This is a genomic window from Roseburia sp. OF03-24 (genome assembly GCF_003463035.1).
In the GTDB taxonomy this organism is placed as follows: domain Bacteria; phylum Bacillota; class Clostridia; order Lachnospirales; family Lachnospiraceae; genus Roseburia; species Roseburia rectibacter.
The window spans coordinates 1-21231 of the sequence record NZ_QSCK01000013.1 but is presented as its reverse complement, the minus strand read 5'-3'; the positions used below and the strand labels follow the sequence as shown (position 1 = coordinate 21231).

Annotated in this window: 22 protein-coding genes, 1 tRNA gene and 1 other RNA gene; 17 read left to right on the top strand and 7 right to left on the bottom strand. The window is 42.2% G+C overall.

Features of this window, described 5'->3' with window-relative positions; all coding sequences use genetic code 11:
- Window positions 1–87: 87 nt before the first annotated feature.
- Entirely contained in the window at window positions 88–480 is a 393-nt protein-coding gene (locus tag DXA60_RS08255) for a Fur family transcriptional regulator (protein WP_117920809.1), read from the bottom strand.
- A gap of 136 nt (window positions 481–616) precedes the next feature.
- Between DXA60_RS08255 and DXA60_RS08250 the strand changes: the two genes are divergently transcribed.
- Window positions 617–1693 (top strand): DUF6128 domain-containing protein, encoded by a 1077-nt coding sequence (locus DXA60_RS08250; RefSeq protein WP_117920808.1) that lies wholly within the window; start codon window positions 617–619, stop codon window positions 1691–1693.
- A gap of 17 nt (window positions 1694–1710) precedes the next feature.
- Here the strand turns inward: DXA60_RS08250 and DXA60_RS08245 are convergent, their stop codons facing one another.
- Window positions 1711–2289: a GNAT family N-acetyltransferase gene (locus DXA60_RS08245; RefSeq protein ID WP_241070812.1), complete on the bottom strand. Its 579-nt coding sequence runs from the start codon at window positions 2287–2289 to the stop codon at window positions 1711–1713.
- Between the two features lie 85 nt (window positions 2290–2374).
- Between DXA60_RS08245 and tadA the strand changes: the two genes are divergently transcribed.
- The 5 genes from tadA to DXA60_RS08220 all read left to right on the top strand — a co-directional run bounded on the left by tadA (window position 2375) and on the right by DXA60_RS08220 (window position 6441).
- Complete coding sequence (gene tadA / locus DXA60_RS08240; protein WP_117920806.1) at window positions 2375–2857, top strand: tRNA adenosine(34) deaminase TadA; 483 nt, start codon at window positions 2375–2377, stop codon at window positions 2855–2857.
- Between the two features lie 33 nt (window positions 2858–2890).
- Window positions 2891–3153: signal recognition particle sRNA large type (ffs, locus tag DXA60_RS08235), an RNA gene on the top strand.
- Between the two features lie 76 nt (window positions 3154–3229).
- Window positions 3230–3688: a hypothetical protein gene (locus DXA60_RS08230; RefSeq protein ID WP_241070811.1), complete on the top strand. Its 459-nt coding sequence runs from the start codon at window positions 3230–3232 to the stop codon at window positions 3686–3688.
- A 261-nt stretch (window positions 3689–3949) separates the two neighbouring features.
- A complete protein-coding gene (gene pta, locus DXA60_RS08225; RefSeq protein ID WP_117920804.1) occupies window positions 3950–4933 on the top strand; it encodes a phosphate acetyltransferase in 984 nt (327 codons plus the stop codon).
- A 170-nt stretch (window positions 4934–5103) separates the two neighbouring features.
- On the top strand, window positions 5104–6441 hold the full coding sequence (locus DXA60_RS08220) for an MATE family efflux transporter (RefSeq protein WP_186899824.1): 1338 nt from the start codon (window positions 5104–5106) through the stop codon (window positions 6439–6441).
- 262 nt (window positions 6442–6703) lie between these two features.
- On the opposite strand, the gene DXA60_RS08215 is transcribed toward DXA60_RS08220, so the two are convergent.
- Both DXA60_RS08215 and DXA60_RS08210 read right to left on the bottom strand, forming a co-directional pair.
- Window positions 6704–7702: a cytidylate kinase-like family protein gene (locus DXA60_RS08215; protein WP_117920802.1), complete on the bottom strand. Its 999-nt coding sequence runs from the start codon at window positions 7700–7702 to the stop codon at window positions 6704–6706.
- Between the two features lie 15 nt (window positions 7703–7717).
- Complete coding sequence (locus DXA60_RS08210; protein ID WP_117920801.1) at window positions 7718–9160, bottom strand: sodium:proton antiporter; 1443 nt, start codon at window positions 9158–9160, stop codon at window positions 7718–7720.
- 250 nt (window positions 9161–9410) lie between these two features.
- Here DXA60_RS08210 and DXA60_RS08205 point away from each other — a divergent pair.
- Window positions 9411–9484, top strand: a tRNA-Pro gene (locus DXA60_RS08205).
- 81 nt (window positions 9485–9565) lie between these two features.
- Here DXA60_RS08205 and DXA60_RS08200 read toward each other — a convergent pair.
- Window positions 9566–10111, bottom strand: coding sequence for a Uma2 family endonuclease (locus DXA60_RS08200; RefSeq protein WP_117920800.1), 546 nt, complete (start codon window positions 10109–10111; stop codon window positions 9566–9568).
- Between the two features lie 212 nt (window positions 10112–10323).
- Here DXA60_RS08200 and DXA60_RS08195 point away from each other — a divergent pair, with 212 nt between their 5' ends.
- From DXA60_RS08195 to DXA60_RS08185, 3 genes are all read left to right on the top strand, one after another.
- Entirely contained in the window at window positions 10324–11397 is a 1074-nt protein-coding gene (locus DXA60_RS08195) for a 6-phosphofructokinase (protein ID WP_117920799.1), read from the top strand.
- A 1-nt stretch (window position 11398) separates the two neighbouring features.
- Window positions 11399–12979: a DNA polymerase III subunit gamma/tau gene (gene dnaX, locus DXA60_RS08190; RefSeq protein ID WP_117920798.1), complete on the top strand. Its 1581-nt coding sequence runs from the start codon at window positions 11399–11401 to the stop codon at window positions 12977–12979.
- Window positions 12980–13043: 64 nt separating this feature from the next.
- Window positions 13044–13394 carry a YbaB/EbfC family nucleoid-associated protein gene (locus DXA60_RS08185; protein WP_006858706.1) on the top strand — a complete coding sequence of 117 codons (351 nt, stop codon included), beginning with the start codon at window positions 13044–13046 and terminating at the stop codon, window positions 13392–13394.
- A gap of 109 nt (window positions 13395–13503) precedes the next feature.
- Here the strand turns inward: DXA60_RS08185 and DXA60_RS08180 are convergent, their stop codons facing one another.
- Both DXA60_RS08180 and DXA60_RS08175 read right to left on the bottom strand, forming a co-directional pair.
- Window positions 13504–14274, bottom strand: a complete 771-nt coding sequence (locus tag DXA60_RS08180) for a DUF6062 family protein (protein WP_117920797.1) — start codon at window positions 14272–14274, stop codon at window positions 13504–13506.
- Between the two features lie 221 nt (window positions 14275–14495).
- Window positions 14496–15074 carry a tyrosine-type recombinase/integrase gene (locus DXA60_RS08175; RefSeq protein WP_117920796.1) on the bottom strand — a complete coding sequence of 193 codons (579 nt, stop codon included), beginning with the start codon at window positions 15072–15074 and terminating at the stop codon, window positions 14496–14498.
- A gap of 105 nt (window positions 15075–15179) precedes the next feature.
- On the opposite strand from DXA60_RS08175, the gene DXA60_RS08170 reads away from it, so the two are divergent.
- From DXA60_RS08170 to DXA60_RS08140, 7 genes are all read left to right on the top strand, one after another.
- Window positions 15180–15440, top strand: a complete 261-nt coding sequence (locus DXA60_RS08170; protein ID WP_117920795.1) for a carbon storage regulator — start codon at window positions 15180–15182, stop codon at window positions 15438–15440.
- Between the two features lie 199 nt (window positions 15441–15639).
- Complete coding sequence (locus DXA60_RS19455) at window positions 15640–17265, top strand: flagellin N-terminal helical domain-containing protein (RefSeq protein ID WP_117920794.1); 1626 nt, start codon at window positions 15640–15642, stop codon at window positions 17263–17265.
- Window positions 17266–17354: 89 nt separating this feature from the next.
- The gene (gene fliB / locus DXA60_RS08160; protein WP_117920793.1) at window positions 17355–18530 is read left to right on the top strand and encodes a flagellin lysine-N-methylase; all 1176 of its coding nucleotides are present in this window, start codon (window positions 17355–17357) and stop codon (window positions 18528–18530) included.
- 262 nt (window positions 18531–18792) lie between these two features.
- Window positions 18793–19722: an Rpn family recombination-promoting nuclease/putative transposase gene (locus tag DXA60_RS08155; protein WP_117920792.1), complete on the top strand. Its 930-nt coding sequence runs from the start codon at window positions 18793–18795 to the stop codon at window positions 19720–19722.
- 21 nt (window positions 19723–19743) lie between these two features.
- Window positions 19744–20013 (top strand): hypothetical protein, encoded by a 270-nt coding sequence (locus tag DXA60_RS08150; RefSeq protein ID WP_117920791.1) that lies wholly within the window; start codon window positions 19744–19746, stop codon window positions 20011–20013.
- An 87-nt stretch (window positions 20014–20100) separates the two neighbouring features.
- Window positions 20101–20634: a histidine phosphatase family protein gene (locus DXA60_RS08145; RefSeq protein ID WP_186899861.1), complete on the top strand. Its 534-nt coding sequence runs from the start codon at window positions 20101–20103 to the stop codon at window positions 20632–20634.
- Between the two features lie 18 nt (window positions 20635–20652).
- Complete coding sequence (locus tag DXA60_RS08140; protein ID WP_117920789.1) at window positions 20653–21147, top strand: nitroreductase family protein; 495 nt, start codon at window positions 20653–20655, stop codon at window positions 21145–21147.
- The last annotated feature ends 84 nt before the right edge of the window (window positions 21148–21231 follow it).

Here is a 21231-nt window from a genome sequence, read left to right as displayed (position 1 = left end):
TCAGTAACTATTACTGATTTTAAATGAAAAACTTCTTTTTGTCAAGACTATTTTTGCGTCATTTTTGAAGTTTTTGAGGGAAAACAATCAGGAAGTCTGTATTTTGCCTTTGCAGGAAGGGCATTTTCCATAAAAATATGTTACATGTCCTTCAATCTCGCCGTCAAAGTCCTGTGCGGCAAGAACATTGATATGATCCAGTCCTGTTACATTAAGATCCAGAACGCTTCCACATTCTTTACAGATAAAATGGTAATGTGGTTTTGGATTACCGTCAAAACGATCAGGTCCGATTCCTGTAGACAGCTTCTGGATCTCACCGATATCTGCAAGCAATGAGAGATTGCGGTATACCGTGCCAAGGCTGATATTCGGAAATTCTTCCTTGATATTCATATAGACGGTCTCTGCGGTAGGGTGGTCATAACGCGAGATTAAAAACTTCTTGATGGATTCCCGCTGCTTACTTCGTTTCAGCATAATACCATCCTTTCTTGATAATAGTAATTGTTACTAAAATTATCATATGATAATTAATAAAAAAAGTCAACAGTATAATTTGACATAGAACAGAAAAATCAGCATATAAATAGAAAAAAAGTAACAGAGAGTGCCTATGGCGGGAATGAAACGGTTTATTACATATATATATGCCTATGAAAATACAAAAAAAGCAGGAAATACAGGATTTGCCCGAATCGAGCTGCGTGGAGAAGAATGCAGATTAGAAATCCATCTGCGGGGTGTCTATGCGGCACAGACTCATTGTAAGATTTATTTGTTCCGTAAACAGGGCAGTGGGATAGAAGGAAGCCTGATTGGAGAAATGGATGTCCGTAATGGTGCAGGGGATTTTAGCGTAATTATGAAAACAGCACATATACCGACATCATTGCTTAGCTTTTTTGAGATGGAAGGAATTTTTTTGTGCAGTGAAGATGGACGTATTTTTATGAGCCGATGGACAGAGGGAGAGCCACTTACTGTGGATATGGAACACTTCATAGAGTGGAAGGCAGAGCAGACGGAAGAAAATATATATGCAGAAGAAAGTCTGCATGTAGAAGAAAATATGTATGCAGAAGAAAATATGCATGTAAAAGAAAATATGCATGCAAGAGAAAACATACGTGCAGAAAAAAAACAACATGTAGAAAAAAATCTGTATGAAACAGAAAATATCATATCAGAAACAGAAAATAAACCAGAAGCAGGCAAAACACCTGTGCAGGACAATATGAAAAAACAACAGGAAAATAAAATTCAGACCGCCCAATTTGACAGGGAATCTGACAATGAACTCAGAGCAACCGAACTTCCAGCCCGTAATTTCTTCCCACAGTACCAGTGGAAGGATATCTGGGAACAGTTTTTAAAAAGTCATCCGGCAAGCATGCCTTTTTCAGAAAAGAATATTACCTGCATTAAAATTGAATTAAAGGATATCAGAGAGCTTCCGAGGAAATACTGGTATCTTGGAAATAATAGTTTTTTGCTGCATGGATTTTTTAATTACAGATATCTTGTGCTTGGAAAAATAGAAGAAGATAACGAAGATAAATGGTTTCTCGGAGTGCCTGGAATTTATCAGAATCAGGAGCGTGTTATGGCGATCATCTTTGGGTTTCCGGAATTTATGCCGGAGCAGGTGGAAAACCGGTTTGGCTGCTGGTATCGTTTTATAGAGGAATAATTATAAGTAAATAATCCTTAGCTTTCATCAGATGGGTTGAGGTATGCGTAGCGCAGATGGTCTTCCCAGCGGTTCTGAATGAGAAAGCAGCCGCGTTCTACACCTTCGTATTGGAAACCAATTGATTCTAAAAGATATATGGATGCTTTATTTTCCGGCATAACGCGAGCAAACACGCGGTGAAGATGGAGATCATAAAAGGCAAGACGCATAGCACCTTTGACAGCTTCTGTGGCATACCCCATGTGACGAAATGCTGCGTCAAATTTATAGCCAATTTCTGTACAGGAATATGCGGCAAAGCGGATGTCATGAAGGCATACGGTTCCGATGATCGTCAGGGGATCTTCTTTCCGGAAAACATAGAAACGGATGCACTGCTGTTTCAGGGCGAGATCCCATTCACATTTCAAAACAGCCTGCTGGTAGGATGCAGTATAAAAATTATCCAGTCTAGCCGGTTCATAGGCTTCAAAACTTTCGCGGTTGCGGTTTTGGAAATTTAAGACTGCATTGGCGTAGTTTGGAGTCAGGACTTTTAGGAACAGGCGCTCTGTCTCAAATTCATATTTTAAAGAAGCGTTTTTTCGCTGCATGCAAGGTGCTCCCTTCTCGACAAAAATGAAAAAGTGCGGTAAAATACTGCATATTATATAGTATAACATTTTGGGGAAACTGTCCATGAATCAGGATGAAAAATACATGAAAGCGGCGATCCGGCAGGCAAGGAAAGCATACGCCTTAGATGAAGTACCGATCGGCTGCGTGATCGTGCAGGATGATAAGATCATTGCACGCGGGTATAACAGAAGAAATACAGAAGGCAATACGTTAGCACATGCGGAACTGACTGCCATACGGAAGGCAAGCAGGAAAACGGGAGACTGGCGGTTAGAGGACTGTACGATGTATGTGACGTTAGAGCCGTGCCAGATGTGTGCAGGGGCGATCGTTCAGAGCCGGATGAAAAAAGTGGTGATCGGAAGCATGAATCCGAAGGCGGGATGTGCCGGTTCGGTGCTAAATCTGCTTCAGATGCAGCAGTTCAACCATCAGGTCGAGATTGAAAAAGGAGTGTTAGGAGAAGAGTGTTCGGAAATGCTTTCCACATTTTTCAAGGAACTTCGCCAGAAAAAGAAGTCCAAAGAGCTGTATCTGTCTTGACAATACAGGGCAAAATAGGCTATACTTAAATCTCCGAGCAGCCGGGGTGGTAGCGGTACCCTGAACCAGCAATCCGCTATAGCTGGGGTGATGCCGAACGGAGGGTTGTCAGATTGTGGAGCTGCCCTTCATAAGTGGCGTTGAAGTTTGGGTCTTACGCAACAGGAATCTGTGAACCGGGTCAGGTCAGGAATGGAGCAGCCCTAAGCAGAAGCTCTTGTGTGCCGTAAGGGTGCCTGGGCCGAGTTAACTGTGGAGGTAACGTCTGTGGTCTGGATTCGATGGGAGGCGCTCGGTTTTAATTTATGACAATCGGAATGTTCGCAGAGCGTGCATTGATTGGATTGATTTTGATAGTTGAAAGGAATAACAGTGGATAAACTCAGAAAAGGACTGTATCAGGTAAGTGAAGGTTTAGAACTCATCATAGCATTAGTTGCCGTGATCGGTGTGGTCATTGCAACACTTAATCTTTTTCCGGAACTCTTATTATACTGGCAGAACCGGACGGACGCGGAAGCGTTTCTTATCTTTCTTGATGCCGTTTTTGATGTGGTGATCGGGTTGGAGTTTATCAAGATGCTCTGCAAACCGAGTTCCCAGAATATCATGGAAGTGTTGATCTTTTTGATCGCGCGCCATATGATCGTGCAGAAAACATCAGCACTGGAAGATCTGCTTTCGGTTGTCAGCATTGGAATATTATTTTTCTTCCGCAGATTCATGCTTGCAACAAAACCGGATAAAGAGCAGCATGTGCCGGAACTTTTTGGGGCAATCCGAAATGCAGGAAATAAAAAGGAGAGAGAATCCGCAGACAGTGAAGAGTAAACGGGTTTTCATGTGATAAATAAAAGGTACCGCAGGTCATAATCTGATCTGCGGTACCTTTTTGTATGAAGAAAAATACAATTTACGTTAATTTTTTCACAAAGATACTGACAGTATATCAAAATTGAGAGAATATGTCAAATAAAACTGCATTTATTTGAATACAAATATTGAATTTCAAAAAAACTGCTATATAATGAAAACATGACACGCGCTGGTAGAGAGCGCCAATTACATTATATAAAAAGTGAGGAAATAATCATGTTTGGATTTGGACAACTGATCGACATCTTAAAAAAAGATCCTAAGAAAATCGTATTTACAGAAGGCGATGATCCTCGTATTTTAGAAGCTGCTTCCCGTCTGTTAGCAGGAACATTCCTTCATCCGATCTTAATCGGTGACCCGGAGAAAATCGCTGTAGAGGCTGAGGAGAGCGGTTTTAATATCCGTGGAGCAGAGATCATTGATCCGGCTAACTACGACAGAATGGATGAGATGATTTCTTTATTCTGCGAACTTCGTAAGAGTAAAGGTGTGACACCGGAGCAGGCAAAAGGTATCCTTTCCCAGGCAAACTACTTCGGAACAATGCTTGTAAAAATGGGCGTTGCTGATGCACTTCTTGGTGGAGCTACTTATTCAACAGCAGATACTGTACGTCCGGCATTACAGCTGATCAAAACAAAACCGGGCAATACAATCGTATCTTCCTGTTTTATCATGGTTCGTCCTGCAGCTACCGGTGAGAACGAAGTTCTTGCAATGGGTGACTGTGCGATCAATATTCATCCGACAGAGGATGAGTTAGTTGAGATCGCAGGTGAGACAGCACAGTGTGCGAAGATTTTCGGTGTTGATCCTAAGGTTGCATTCTTAAGCTACTCTACACTCGGTTCCGGTAAAGGTGAGGATGTAGACAAAATGCGCAACGCAGCAAGCAAAGCAAAAGCAAAATACCCGGATCTTCCAATTGAAGGAGAACTTCAGTTCGACGCAGCAGTTTCTCCGCGTGTAGCACGTACTAAATGCCCGGGTAATCCGGTTGCAGGTCATGCAAACACATTTATCTTCCCGGATATCAATGCAGGAAATATCGGATACAAGATTGCACAGCGTCTTGGTAACTTCGAGGCTTATGGACCGATCTTACTTGGATTAAATGCTCCGATCAACGATTTGTCCCGTGGATGTAATGCAGCAGAAGTTTATTCTATGGCTATCATTACAGCAGCACTTGCATAAGATAATGTGTAAGAAACTGTTGGCATGAATCAATCCAGTGCATAACAGTATATTTTAAATAAAATGTCAGTATGACGAGAGAGTAACGTGGCATGGCGTAAGCTGTGCCACGTTTTGCATGGGGATAAATTTTAAAATAAGATTTTTATATGCAGGAAATGAGGAGAAATATGGAGCAGCCGCTTTTTACAAGAGAAGATTTAAAAAAACTGATCATACCACTGATCATTGAACAGATGCTGGCACTCAGCATTGGTCTGTTTGATACTTTAATGGTGTCATCCTGCGGGGAAGCTGCGGTTTCGGGCGTATCGCTTGTAGACAGTATCAGTGTGCTGTTGATCCAGATATTGTCGGCGCTTGCGACCGGTGGAGCTGTTGTGTGCAGCCAGTATCTCGGTAAAAAAATGCCGGAGAAAGCAAAACTTTCGGCGGGTCAGTTGATGTTTATCATGCTCACATCATCTGGTACTGTGATGATACTGGTACTGTTTCTGCACCGTTTTTTATTGCGTGCAATTTTCGGACAGATCGAAGCAGATGTTATGGACGCAGCTCAGATTTATTTTCTGATCTCTGCGATATCTTATCCGTTCCTCGGCGTGTATAATGCAGGAGCAGCACTGTTTCGAAGCATAGGGAATAGTAAGATCAGCATGTATACAAGCCTTGTTATGAACGTGATCAATATCGGAGGCAATGCGATTTTGATCTATGGGTTTGGAATCGGTGTGACAGGTGCGGCGCTTGCGACACTGATCGCACGAATGGTATCTGCACTTGTTATGGTAGTGTTGTTGTCGAAAAAAGATAATCCGCTCTGCATCACGACACCGGGATGTATGCGTCCAAAGAAAGACGTGATCGGGAAAATTCTTAAGATCGGTATTCCAAGTGGTATTGAAAATGGAATGTTTCAGATCGGCAAACTTTTAGTATCAAGCCTGACTGCAACATTTGGAACGGCTGCGATCGCAGCAAATGCCGTAGCAAACAGCATCGCAGGCTTTGCAAATATTCCGGGAATTGCCATCGGGCTTGCAATGGTCACAGTAATCGGACGATGTATCGGTGCAGGGGAAAAAGAACAGGCAAAACGGTACAGTAAAAAACTGCTGGGACTTGCATATGGCGGCATGTGTCTGACGGACATTACGTTATTGATCCTGGTTCGGCCATTGGTTGGCTGTTTTTCTCTTTCCGGGGAGGCATTTACGATTACAGTGCAGCTTCTGCGGACATTTTCCATTTGTGCCATGCTGATCTGGCCATTAAGTTTTGCATTGCCGAATGTCCTGCGTGCTGCGGGAGATGCAAAATATACCATGGAGGTCAGCGTATTTTCCATGTGGGTATTCCGAGTTGCAAGCAGTTATTTCTTTGCGGGTACGTTAAAAATGGGAGTTCTTGGTGTATGGATCGGAATGTATGTGGACTGGGTGTTCCGTTCACTCCTGTTTGTAATACGGTATAAGCGGGGAAAATGGCTCAATAAACGTGTTGTATGAGAAGTTATAGATTGAAAAACCTAGATATACAGGCAAATAAAAATTGTGCGACAATATATAAAATAAAAATGAAAATTTAGATAATAAGTGGATAACTCTGTGGATAATGTGGATAAGAGTGTATAATAGTGGAAAACAGTAAATTTGTTGCACAATTATAAATTATATGTAAAATAAAAGGAAAATATACATAAAATATAAAAAAGAGACATATCGCAGTTACCTTAATTGGTTTTTGCAATATGTCTCTTGTTTTTAGGTATTATTTTTCAGGATGTCTGTCGATCATACGCTCAATCAGTTCTACGGATTCTTCGATACCGTAGCATGCACTGTTGATACAAAGATCATAGTTTACGGCATCGCCCCATTTACGTCCGGTATAAAAATGATAGTACTGCTCATGTCCTTTATCAATCTTTTTCAAACGGCGAACGGCTTCCCTGAGTGGAAGATTGTTTACCTCCATCATACGGTGCACACGCTGTTCAAACGGAGCGGTGATGAAGATACTGATGTGTGGGATGCGGTTGTTTGTCAGAATCACATCTGCACAGCGTCCCATTACGATAAAGTCTTCTTTTTTTGCCATTTCCACGATCAGATCACTCTGATTGAAAAATACTGCATCTTTTTTTGGCAGACCGTGATAACGGCTGAAATCTTTTAAGAAACGCTTGGCGTTGGTATCGTGTTTAGCTACTTTATCAAGTTTGGCTGTAAAACTGTCGCGGTCTGTAACGGAATCTTTTTCTGCCTCTAAACGCTCTAATACGCGGTTGAAAATCTCAACATCATAGTAGTTGATCTTTAATGCATCTGCAAGTGCAAAACCGATATCAGTACCGGCACTTCCGTGTGTTCTTCCGATACAGATGATCAGATGATCGTCTTTGGAAAATTTCTGGTGCAGGTTGGATGTATTTAAGGAAGCAAGATTCTGGTCAAGGATATCAACCGAACCAAAACTTTCCGGCAGTTCTGCAATCTGATGTAAAATTTCATTGTATTCATGCATCATACGGCTGCGGTCTTCTTTATTGCGGATCGTACGTGCCATATTACCGATTAAAGCAATCTCACTGCGGAGCAGGTGTCCCTGCGGGTGTGTGGAGATCAGGGTTGTCAGGTTACGAATGCTTGTTTCTTTGTCGCCGGTAAAAGTGCGTCCAAGGGAAGAACCTATCAGACGGTAAACTTCACTGTCGAGATCATAAATGCGGGTAGCAAGTGCCCGTGATGTTTCGATATTATTTTCCATTGTGAAATCCCCCCTTTATAAAAAGAATACCAGAGTGTCAATGATAAACACCGGAACTAAAAATACGATTGACCATAATAAGTATCCGAAGAACGATGGCATGCGCACACCGTTCTCGTCAGAGATGGATTTTACCATAAAGTTTGGTGCATTTCCGATATAAGTGTTTGCACCCATAAATACGGCACCACAGGAGATCGCAGTGAGCATCTTGACCGGAATTGTTCCGACTGTAGTTGCAATGCCCTGCGTAAAACCAAGTGTACCTGCGGTTGTCAGGAATACCAGATAGGTCGGTGTGTTATCAAGGAAACTGGAAAGTGCACCGGTTGCCCAGAACATTTCAAATGGTTTGGAAAGACCAAGCTCCGGTCCCATGGATTTAAGAAGCATCAGCGCCGGCTGCATGGTAATAAAAATACCGATGAAGAGAACGGCAACTTCTTTGATCGCACCCCAGGTAAAGTGGTTGCTGGTACGGATCTGCGGGTCTGTTGTTTTAAAGGAAAGTAAAGCGGCAAGCAGGATGATGGCAACCTCAATAATAGAAGGAAAACCAAGAGTTACTTCACGGAATATACGGATACCACGTACATTTCCGGCTGCATCCTGAAATGCGGCAAGGTTTGGAAGTGTTCCGCTTAAAATAACGGCAGCAACGATCATAACCAGGAAGATGATGTTGTGCAGACCATCGATTTTTAAAGTAGTACCGGCTTTGCTGATATCCGGTTTTCTGCCGTTTGCGATATCTTTGCGGTAATTGTGACGGTCTAAGAGATAAAATACAGTCAGTAAAATTACCATATTAAAGATTAAAGTCAGGAACAGATGCATGCTCCAGAAGAACGGAACACCACGCATAAATCCCATTAAAAGTGGCGGATCACCGATTGGGGTTAAGCATCCTCCCATATTCGAGATCAGGAAAATGAAGAATACCATAATGTGACTCTTGTGCTGACGCCAGGAGTTCATCTTGATCATCGGACGTACCATTAACATACTGGCACCCGTTGTACCGATACAGCTGGAAAGTAAGGTACCGATTGCAAGGAAGATTACGTTGACACGCGGGGAACCTGCGAGATCGCCTTCTAAAGTGATGTTACCGGCAACACAGAACAGACCAAATAACAGGACGATAAAAGTCAGGTAATCGTTTAAAATACACTCAAGTACTGTTTCGACCGCATCGCCGGCACTATAGGTCACTGCAAATGGAATAATAAATAACAGGGACCAAGCAGCTACGGCAAGCGGCTGGTTTTTCTCCCACCATTCCGGTTTTACAAGCGGAAGTACTGCGATACAGAGTAACAGACCGGCAAATGGGATACAAAGCCATACCGGAACGGTTGCAGTACTGCTTTCGCCGGATTCTGCTGCGAGAATCGTTAGCGGTGTGAAAAGCAGCATAGTTGCGATGCTTCCACAAAGAGCAAGTAACTTTTTCATAAAATCAGCCTCCAAATTCTATGATATATAAATTCATATCATTATTTGTTGATTGCAAAAAAATGTCAATAGATAGTCTTTTTGCAAGGTTAAATCTTAACACAATCTGAATTTTTTTTCTACCAGAAAATAAAAAAAGCGTAAAAACAATAAAAAAAATACAAAATTCATTTCAAACTTTAAAAAAACATGTAAATATGGTATACTGAATCTCTGACGGCTTCATATATTAATATAGGATCGTTATTTGCGGGGTATGGCGTAGTTTGGTAGCGCGCACGGCTGGGGGCCGTGAGGTCGCAGGTTCAAATCCTGTTACCCCGATGAAATAAAACAGCCGGAAAGTCGAGATTTTGCAGTAAAATCAAGGCTTTCCGGCTATTTTGCTTTAAGCAGAATGCTTTCTTATTTCAGCAACTCTGTAATATTAATTGTCAGATCATCATAAATACATACCTGTATATCATCGTCAAAATTGTACTGGTCACTTAATTCCTCTTTTTCCAAATCAAACACGTTTACTGTTTTGGTGAGCGGATTTACAATCCAGTATTCACGGACTCCGGCAGAACGGTATTTGAATAATTTTATTCCAAAATCGAGGCGCTTTGTGCTGGAAGATGCAATCTCAATGATCCAGTCCGGTGCACCGTTACACCCACGGTCGTCAAGTTTTGATTTGTCACAAATAACGCTGATATCCGGTTCAACGTAAGTTTTATCGTCCTGATTCAGAAAAACGGCAAATGGTGCCGGATAGACTTTGCAGGAACCATTATTTTTTTTGATATAATCACGAATTTCTGCTGATAAATTCATCACAAGTTCCTGATGCAGTCTGTTTGGAGGTGGCATATCATAAATAACACCATCGATCAGCTCTGCGCGTTTCCCTTCTGGAAGGGAATAGATATATTTGGTTGTAAAAGTGTTTTCTTTTGATAATGGCATGGCGTGTACCTCCTTTTCGGCAGATTCTTATACATCCATAATACAATTTAATTTTAGTATAGTCAAAAAATATATTTTTAGATATTTGATTTTGCCAGAAATATTGCAAAATATCTGTGAAAAGGGTAATATTTTAAATAGAGCGAAAGACACAGAGTCTGCACATGTAAAAATTGTGCAATGCAAATATGGGTATACAGGAGGAAACGCAGATGAAGAGAATCGGTATGTTGACAAGCGGTGGGGATTGCCAGGCATTAAATGCAGCAATGCGTGGTGTGGTAAAAGGATTGAGTGAAAACGTAGATGAGCTGGAGATTTACGGTTTCTTAAATGGTTATAAAGGATTGATCTACGGAGATTACAGATTACTGACATCAGCGGATTTCTCAGGAATCCTTACCAAAGGAGGAACGATCCTCGGATCTTCGAGACAGCCGTTTAAACAGATGCGCGTTCCGGATGCAAATGGATTAGATAAAGTAGAAGCTATGAAATCTACCTATTATAAATTAAGACTTGACTGTCTGGTTATCTTAGGCGGTAATGGGACAGAGAAAACAGCGAATCTGCTCCGCGAGGAAGGTTTAAACGTGATTCATCTTCCGAAGACTATTGATAACGATATTTATGGAACAGATGTTACATTCGGATTTCAGAGTGCGATCAATATTGCAACAGATGCGATCGACTGTATCCACACAACAGCAGCTTCACATAACCGTGTATTTATCGTGGAAGTTATGGGACATAAAGTTGGCTGGCTGACTCTTTATGCAGGGGTTGCCGGTGGTGCAGATATCATTTTGCTGCCGGAGATCCCATATGATATTGAAAAAGTGATTGCAGCGATCAATAAGCGTACCAAGGCAGGAAAAGGATTTACTATCCTTGCAGTTGCAGAGGGAGCAATTTCCAAGGAGGACGCGGCATTATCCAAGAAAGAATACAAAGAGAAAGTGGCAAAACGCAAATATCCGTCCGTTTCCTATGAGATTGCAGACCAGATTTTTAAGGAAACAGGAGTGGAAGTACGTGTGACTGTTCCGGGACATACACAAAGGGGTGGAAGTCCATGCCCTTATGACCGTGTACTCTGCACCAGACTTGGTTCCGCAGCAGCACAGGCTATTATGGATGAGGATTACGGCAATATGATCGCCATGATCAATGGAAAGACAAAGCGCGTGCCATTAGGTGAAGTGGCAGGCAAATTAAAAACAGTAGATCCGGATTGCCAGATGATCAAAGAGGCAAAACGGATCGGAATCAGTTTCGGGGATTAAGATGTCATATACAGCATTATATCGAAAGTTCCGTCCGCAGGAGTTTGAGGACGTCAAAGGACAGGAACACATTGTTACAACATTAAAAAATCAGATCAAAGCAGACAGAATCGGGCATGCATATCTGTTTTGTGGAACGAGGGGAACCGGTAAGACCACCATTGCAAAGATATTTGCAAAAGCGGTTAACTGTGAGCATCCCGTAGACGGCAGCCCATGTGGAGAGTGTCCGACCTGTAAGGCGATTGCAGCGGGCAACTCCATGAATGTGATAGAGATCGATGCGGCGTCGAATAACGGTGTGGATAATATCCGTCAGATCCGTGAGGAGGTGGAATACCGCCCGACGGAAGGAAAATACAAAGTCTACATCATCGATGAGGTTCATATGCTTTCCATAGGTGCGTTTAATGCACTGTTAAAGACACTCGAAGAACCGCCGTCATATGTGATCTTTATTCTTGCAACGACGGAGGCTCATAAGATTCCGATTACGATTCTATCACGGTGCCAGAGATATGATTTCAGACGTATTTCCATCGAAACGATTTCAGCGAGACTGATGGAGCTGATGGAGAAAGAACATGTCACAGTGGAGGAGCGCGCGATCCGCTATATCGCAAAAGCAGCGGACGGCTCCATGCGCGATGCGCTTAGTCTGTTAGATCAGTGTATTGCTTTTTATCTTGGTCAGGATCTTACTTACGACAAGGTGCTTGAGACACTTGGTGCGGTTGATACCGAGATTTTCAGCAGACTGCTCCGCCAGATTTTAGAGAAAAATGTGACCGGTGCGATCGGTGTGATCGATGAGATGGTCATTGAGGGCAGGGAATTAGGGCAGTTTGTCAATGACTTTACCTGGTATCTGAGGAATCTCATGCTTGTGCAGAGCTCGGATGATATGGAGGATGTGCTCGATATTTCAACGGAAAACCTTGCTCTGTTAAAAGAAGAGGCGCAGATGGTCGATACGGATATTCTTATGCGTTACATCCGTATTTTTTCGGAATTAAGTAATCAGATCCGTTATGCAGTGCAGAAACGTATTCTGATCGAGATTGCAGTGATTAAATTATGTAAACCAGAGATGGAAAAAGATTATGGTTCACTGATCGACCGCGTGGACAGTCTCGAAAAAAAGCTGGAGAAGGGCGTTGTAGTGACGCAGACATCCGGTGAGATGGCTGCGGGGACAACAGGTTCTTCTGCCGCATCGGAAGTGTTAAAAAAAAAGGAACTTCCCAAGGCAATCCCTGAAGATATTAAGCAGGTCATGAGCAGCTGGAGCGGCATTTTATCACAGCTGACAGGAATTACAAGAACCTATCTCAAAAAAGCAGTTCCGACATTAGGAGAGGGCAGTACGCTGATACTGGCATTTGAGGATGCCAACGCGTATACTTATATAGAAGAGAACCGTTCCAACTGTCAGGATGAATTTCGGGCAGCAGTTGCAGAAAGACTTGGCAAAGAGGTAGAGATTCTGGTAAAATTAAATGACACTGGCACGCCAAGCGGGGAAATATACCCTGATTTGCGCCAGTTGATTAATTTTGAAATAGAAGAAGACGATTTTTAGGAGTAAAATCCTCTGCTCCTGCATAGGCAGTCGCATTTTGCTCCGCAAAACAAGGAGGATTCACATGGCAAAAAGAGGCGGTTTCCCGGGCGGTATGCCGGGCAACATGAACAACCTTATGAAACAGGCGCAGAAAATGCAGCGTCAGATGGAAGAGGCACAGAAAGAATTAGAAGAAAAAGAGATTACAGCAGCAGCAGGTGGTGGAGCTGTTGAAGTTACTGTTTCCGGTAAGAGAGAGATTACAAAAGTAAAATTATCCGAGGAAGTAGTTGATCCGGATGACATCGAGATGTTAGAGGATCTGATCATGGCGGCAACCAATGAGGCACTTCGTCAGTTAGAAGAGTTCTCTTCGGATTCCATGTCAAAAATCACCGGCGGCATGGGTGGTCTTGGAGGACTTCCGTTCTAGGGAAAAAGGCATAATGATTCAGGGAAGACGAGAAATGTTTTTCACCTGAACCATTATGCTTTTTTTGATTTATTGGAAATTATGTTCCATGAATCAAAAAGACCTCATTTTACAACTTTGCCCGGAACACTTCATCTGCCGGATAGCCGCCGGCACATTTCTGCATGCCTCGCTGAATGCTGTCAGCGGAATTTCCCCAGTCTTTATCTTTGTTCCGGTAGTCATTTTTTTCTACAAACCATGCAACTTCTTTTTGCAGGCGTTCCATATTTTCCTGCATCAGTGCAAATGCCTTCGGGTAGAATTCCCTTTTCTGCGCATCGTTCAATTTGTTTTCCGCAGTCTCGATCAGATCCCCGAAATGAGGCAGGCAAAATCCTTTGCCCTCTTCAAAAAGCTGGCGGAATTCTTCATTTTTCAGATACAGGTCGAAAAAGGTATCCAGATATCTGCCATAGATTTTGCGGAAATGATCGCAGACATAGCAGTCCGTCGTCTTTTTGGAGATCCATGCGCCAAGCGCGGTCTGCGGTTCATGCTCTGCGGTTGCGTCTGTGCGTTTCATGCGTTTTAACAGACTTGATTTGCCTGGGGCAAAATCGGACATTTCTTTTGCGAGTTCCTGATTCAGTTTCTTCAAATGCGTGCTTAAGATCAATGCATTTCCAAGTCGATTGCCGTAATCGTACATCATTTTAAAGTGATGGCGGCAGAATCCGGTTGCATCTGTTTTTTCACGGATATCATCCTCCATATAGGCGGAACCTAAAATAAATGAGACCGCATGCTGCTCGGCTTCGCGCTCTAAATTGCAGAAAGGGCATTCGTCTTTGGCGTTGAATGCTTTGATTAAAGGGATGGTTGCAATATTTTCTTTCATAAGATCTATGACTCCTTTGACCAGTTGATCCACTTTTTTATTTAAAAAATTATAACAAAGTCTGATAATTCAAACAATAACACATAATAAATTTAAAGTTATGCCATAATAAATAAAAAACGCAACATTTCATATAAAATGTTGCGTTTTTTATTTACAATTATTATTTCGGCATAACAAAAAGAAACTTAACCCCAAAATCTAAATTTTTTTAAATCTGTTCAGAAATTAATGGTATGAAAAATACTGTCCCGCTCGTCCTGAGAAATTCCCAGATAACGCTTTGTGATATAAAACGAAGAATGATTATACAGATCCATCAGAAGAACCGGCGAAATTCCCTGTTTCCATGCATGATAACCGAACGTCTTACGGAGCGAATGACAGCTGATATGCGTTTCACATAAGGTTTCGTCCGCTGCTCTGCGTACAATACGATATGCCTGGGAGCGGCAGAGTGGCTGCGTGGGATTAGTCTGTTTTGAAAAAATATAATCCTCTGCGTCAGGTTTTCTTGTTTTCCGGTAACAGTCCAGTGCCTTGATAACATGTGAATTTAAGGCAATCTCATTGACCTTTCCTGTTTTCTGTTCATGGATCAGAAGATGATCTAAGAAACAGTCTTTCTCAAAATAATACACATCTTTCCATTTTAAATTCAATACATCACTGATGCGCAATGCGGTGTAGAGTCCAAGAATGATCATCGTATAATTGCGGATATTCGGATGTGCAGCCTCGTAATATGCAATGAAATTTTTTAGTTCGTCCTTGTCACGGATCGGTTGTGTTGTACCCATAATGACTCCTTTCTGCGGAAAATACCGCAAGCCTGTAAACGCAACATTTTATATGGAATGTTGCATTCAGGGAGAAACAGATAATCAGGGAGGAAAACAGATTTTATGCTCAAGTTAACGTTAAAGCCCGGTGACTATATTGACATCGGTGAAAACATCAGGGTCGTTTTTTCCGGCGGTTCTGCAAATAACATTCATCTTCTGGTAGATGCGCCGAGAGAGATGAATATTGCGCGTAGTTCTGCAGAAAGAAAAAGCAACCGCACTCACTACTATAAGGAACAGGGCATTTCGGAACAGGCACAGAAAGAGATTGCTGCAATTCTGATGAGGGAACGCCACAGCAGAGCGGGCGAGGGCAGGTAACAGGCAAGGCATAGCAATGCAAAGTAATGCTTGGTAATAAGGTCAGGCTAACCTAGGGGTCGGGCTTATTATAAATCTTTTTAAGACGTATGTCTTAAAAATCAAGAAATATTTCCGCATATCACGGAAAAAAAGGGAAAGGATTCCCGGATGCCGGGTAACGGCAGGACACATTTTTTATCACACGGAGGTAAATATTATGGCAATGGTAGTACAGCACAATATGTCCGCAATGAATGCGAACAGAAATTTAGGCGTTACAACAGGAATGCAGGCAAAATCATCCGAGAAGTTATCTTCTGGTTACAAGATCAACCGTGCAGCAGATGATGCAGCAGGACTTTCTATTTCTGAGAAGATGAGAAGCCAGATCCGCGGTTTAAATAAAGCATCTGACAATGCACAGGATGGTATCTCTTTAATCCAGACCGCTGAGGGCGCATTAAATGAATCCCACTCTATCTTACAGAGAATGAGAGAGTTATCCGTACAGGCAGCCAACGGTACAGAGACAGATGACGACCGCGAGGCAGTACAGAACGAGGTTTCCCAGTTACAGGAAGAGCTGACAAGAATTTCTGAGACAACAGAGTTCAACACGATGAAGCTGCTGGATGGTTCTCAGAGTGGAAGTACATCTTCAACCGGGTCAGGTCCGAAGTTTGGTGTTGTAGATGCAACATTAGACGGTGCACTTGTAACATCTAACGTGAAAGGTATTAAAGTAGCAACAGCAGCTGCCACAACAACAAAGGCAGGTCAGGAGACTGCTATCTGGGCTGCTGATGGAAAGACATTAACTTTAAATCTTTCGAAAAATAAGGTATATACACAGGACGAAATTGATGACTTGATCGCAAATGCAAAACAGGAAGACAGTTCTGCAACGGGTGCACCGGCTGAAGTGAAAGTATCTTTAAAGAATGGTATTTTTAATGCAGATGCAGACACAACTGCCGGAACTGTAACAGCCGGTGGTGTGAAGGCAGTATCTGATGCAGGAACAGTAACTGGATTTGTTGGTGCAGATACAATTTCATTTACGGCAAATAAGTATGGAGCAGAGTTCAATGATACTGTATTTAAACTCAAATTTGATAAGGCAGCAGGCAAAGAAGAAGTAGAGACAAATACAGCAATTGAAATTGATGGAGCAAATGCGGTAACAGCAGGTGAATATACAATTCATCTTGCAGCAGGCAAAGAATATACGGCAGAAGATTTAGAGGATGTTCTTAAAACGGCAGGATTCGACTTTGATGTTAAATTAAGTGGAAATACACCAGATGAGCCAAATACTTTATTTGCAACCAGTGGCGCATCAACTGTGACTGATATTACAATGGGTGCTGGCACCACCGGAGCTGGTCTTGGAAGTACAGATGCTATGTGGGGGCAAGCTGGTTATGACAGTGTATCTTCTGGTGCTGGCATTACCTTGCAGATTGGTGCAAATGAAGGTCAGACCATGAGTTTCTCTATCGATGACATGAGTGCAAGAGCACTTGGCGTAGATGGCAACAAAGTTGATTTAAGCACACAGGCTGGCGCACAGAAAGCAACTGATACCATTGATGCAGCAATCAAGAAAGTATCTGCACAGCGTGGTAGAATGGGTGCGATCCAGAACCGTCTGGAGCACACCATCAGCAACCTTGATACAGCAGCAGAGAATACCCAGACTGCAGAGTCCCGTATCCGTGATACAGATATGGCAGAAGAGATGGTTGAGTACTCCAAGAACAACATTCTTGCACAGGCAGGTCAGTCTATGCTTGCACAGGCGAACCAGTCTACACAGGGTGTACTCTCCTTATTACAGTAATTTCAGCAAAACGGTAATTATTATATGCAATGTAAAGATGTCCTGGGGCGTTACGCTCCGGGGCATTTTTCGTAGAAAAGGAGTTAAAAATGAACCTGTTAAAGGCAACGTTTTACGATGAGTTTTCCTGTATGGGAGCAGAGTGTCCACTGACCTGCTGTGGGGGATGGTCAATCGTAATAGATGAGAAAACATTAAAAGATTACAGGATGATGGGCGGCGAGATTGGGAGATTTGCAAAAAAATGTGTAAAATATGATCAAAATCTGCAAGGCAGTGTAGTAAATTTGCGGGAGACGGATGGTATGTGCCCGATGCTGGATGAAGACCAGTTGTGCAAAATTGTATTGGATAAAGGAGCAGAAAAATTATGTCGTACCTGTGTGGTATTTCCAAGAGAAACAGTCCGTTCATATGATACGGATGAAAAATATATATTTCTCGGCTGCCCGAAAGCAGTGCAGTTATTGTTTGAAGTAAAGGACAAGTTAACTTTTATATCAGAGCGTGATCCTGATCTTAATATGGAAAATATTCCAATATATAATGATGTAATGAAAATCAATCTTGCAGTAAGGGAAGCAGTTACAGATTTTATACGGAATACAGAACTGCCACTATGGTTTCGTGAATTTTATGGGGCTTATACGATAGAAAAAATGAGTTCACAGATAGGACAGCAGGATTTTAAAGCGGTAGAAGCGCAGATAACGCACTTTTTTAATCCGTCATTTTATCAGGCAATGTATGAGGGAATAAAGGATATGGAGGTCAACCGCGAGCAGCAGTTTCAGTCATTGTGTGGAACAGTGAATGCCTATGAAAAAATTATCCTTGGAACAATGTTTGCAGATAAATTTGGCACTTGTGATAAGATATGGCAGTTATTGCATTTGAACCGGGAATGTACGTTTGAGGAATGGAACCGTGCCAGAGAAAAATGGACGGCACAGGAAGATGAACAGCAGTGGGAAAACATGCTTGTCTATAATTGGATGCGGACTGCTTTTGCACCGCAGAAGGAAAGAAAATTACTGAAAAATTATCTTGCATGCGTATTGTGCAATCTGGTATCATCCCACTTGCTGATTTTATATTCTATAAAGTATGATGTGGATTTGGAAACAAGAAATGCGATGATAGCATTTGTGGTTCGGAGGTTTTTACATGGAAATGAGGAAATTATGAAGATTATGCAGCTTGGAATGGACGAGGGGGTTTTGTCTCCGACATTTCTGATTTACCTGTGTAATTTATGGGGATAAACGGAAGAAGGAGTGTAACGGGCGAAATACACAGAACGGTGTGTGTTATCGCCCATTTTTGTATACTGTATAGTTTGAATGACACATTTTTGTGCACACTGTATACTTTAACTTTAAAATTTTTGTACAAAATGACGTTTTTGTTTGCCAAATGTAAAATATGATGTTAAACTGCACTTACATTTTTCGGTAGGTGTATGTTGAATCATGATTTTAAATTTGTAAATGGGGTTATTTTAGCGTACAATCAGGAGAAGAATATATGAGTGAAAATATGAATGGGGTGTCTGCAGGTAACGCTGCAGACAAAACGTATGCCAATACAAAGTATAAGGATACTTTTTTCCGGTATCTGTTCAAAGAAAAAGCGGGTATGCTGGAGTTGTATAATGCATTATTTGATGATTGTCTGACAGATGAAAGCGAGATAGAAGACTGTACCATTGAAGATGTATTTACAAGACAGATGAAAAATGATCTGGCATTTCGCGTCAGAAAAAAACGTGTGATTGTTTTGACGGAACATCAGTCTACACTGAATGAAAATATGCCGCTGCGTTTTCTGATGTATCTGGGTAGGACATACAATCAGATGATGACAACAAATGCCGTATACAAAGAACGCCGGATAGAACTGGATGCACCGGAGTTTGTGGTATTTTACAATGGAGACCGTAATCAGAAAGAATACTGGGAAATGCACTTGTCAGATGCGTTCCCGGAAGGCGTGGAAGTTAATATTGATCTGAAAGTAAAAGTCTATAATATTAACTACGGAAAGAACTCTAAATTATTGCAGCAGACAAAATTATTAAGTGGATACAGTTATTTTGTTGATAAAATTAAGCACTTATGTAAAAATGGAAGTGAATTGAAAGAGGCGATAGATATCGCAGTGCGGGAATGCATCAAAGAAGGAGTTCTTACAGATCAGTTAACTTATTTGGGATCGGAGGTAGTGGGTATGTTTGCAACAGAATTTAATATGGATGAAGCTGTAAAGGTCTGGAAGGAAGAAGCAAGGGAAGAAGGATTGGAAGAAGGCATCAAAGAGGGGAGAAAAGAAGGACAGTCGGAGGGGCGTCTTGGAATTATTAAAGACTATCTTAAAAACGGAGGAACCGTTGAACAGGCAAGAAAACTTTTGAAAGCTACAGAGGAAGAAATACAAAAAGCCACGAAAGAGATGTAGGCAGATATGGAGGATCAGACAATGTATTATGTACCGGATGGCACGCAGATGTGCGGATATTATGAATGTAAAGAATGCGGAAACAGGTTTTTGTCATTACAGATAGGACCACAGCTTGTATGTCCTTATTGCGGGGAGGAACCGGATATGGAGGTCGGACCGGATGAGGAAATGCCGGTGGCAGCAGAAAGTGCGAAATTGATCCAGGTTGTAAAAGGAGCCGAAGAGGTTGAACGGATGGATACACTTCTTTCACTTGCTGTGACAGGCGGCGACTATGCATGGATATAATGTGTAAAATACATTTTCATACACAAGATTTGTGCTTACGCACAAACGTAAGATGCGCTGGAGGACAGCGCAAGAATGGAGATAAAAATGGGACAGGTTTATTTTGTCCGCCATGGACAGACAATATGGAATGTGGAAAATAAGATCTGTGGAGCAACGGATATTGCACTCACAGATCTTGGACATAAACAGGCGATCGAGACAGGAAAAAAGATTTTAGAACAGGGGATCATGGCAGACGAAATCCTGTATTCCCCGCTTATCAGGGCGAAAGATACAGCACTTCACATTTCGGAAATTACCGGGATTCCTGCAAGAGAGGAAGCGCGGCTGAAAGAGCAGAATTTTGGCAGATATGAATCTACACCGAGAGATGGAAAAGAATTTAAAGAGGCTAAAAAACAGTTTATAAACCGTTACGCGGGTGGTGAGTCGATGCTTCATCTGGCACAGCGCATCTATAATCTGTTAGATGAGGTGACTGCTTCCGACAAGACTTATATCCTCGTGGCACATAATGGAATTGCGCGGGTGGTGCAGTCCTATTTTTATGAAATGACAAATGAAGAGTATGCTGCATTTGGTGTGGAAAACTGTGCAGTGGTCAGATATGATTTTTAAAGGATGGGAGAAATAAGAATGAACAGCATATTTCACAGAATCAGTGTGAGAAAATATCAGGCAAAGGATGTAGAGCAGGAAAAGATCGAAAAACTATTAAGGGCAGCGATGGCAGCACCGTCCGCATGCAATCAGCAGCCGTGGGAGTTTTATGTGGTAACGAATCAGGATGTCATAAAAGCACTTTCAGAGGCATCACCATATGCAAAATGTGCAGCGGAGGCACCGGTTATCTTTGTTCCATGCTTCCGGTCGGAGGGAATCGCACCAGAATATTTTAACATTGACTTAAGTGCAGCAGTTGAAAATCTGTTGTTAGAGGCAGATGCACAGGGACTTGGCGCTGTATGGATGGGAATTTCACCGAATGCAGGACGTATGGAGGCGGTCAGAAAAGTGCTTGGTATACCTTCCGGATTAAATCCGTTTGCGCTGATTCCATGTGGCTATCCGGCGGAGGAGCGACCGCAGGAAGACCGCTATGAGGAAAACAGAGTACATTATGTACGCTAATTTGGATATCTACATACTATGAATAGATCGGCAAATACTGGTTTGCGGGTGACATGAGTTTCCTCGTGTAGGGTGGTTCCGGGG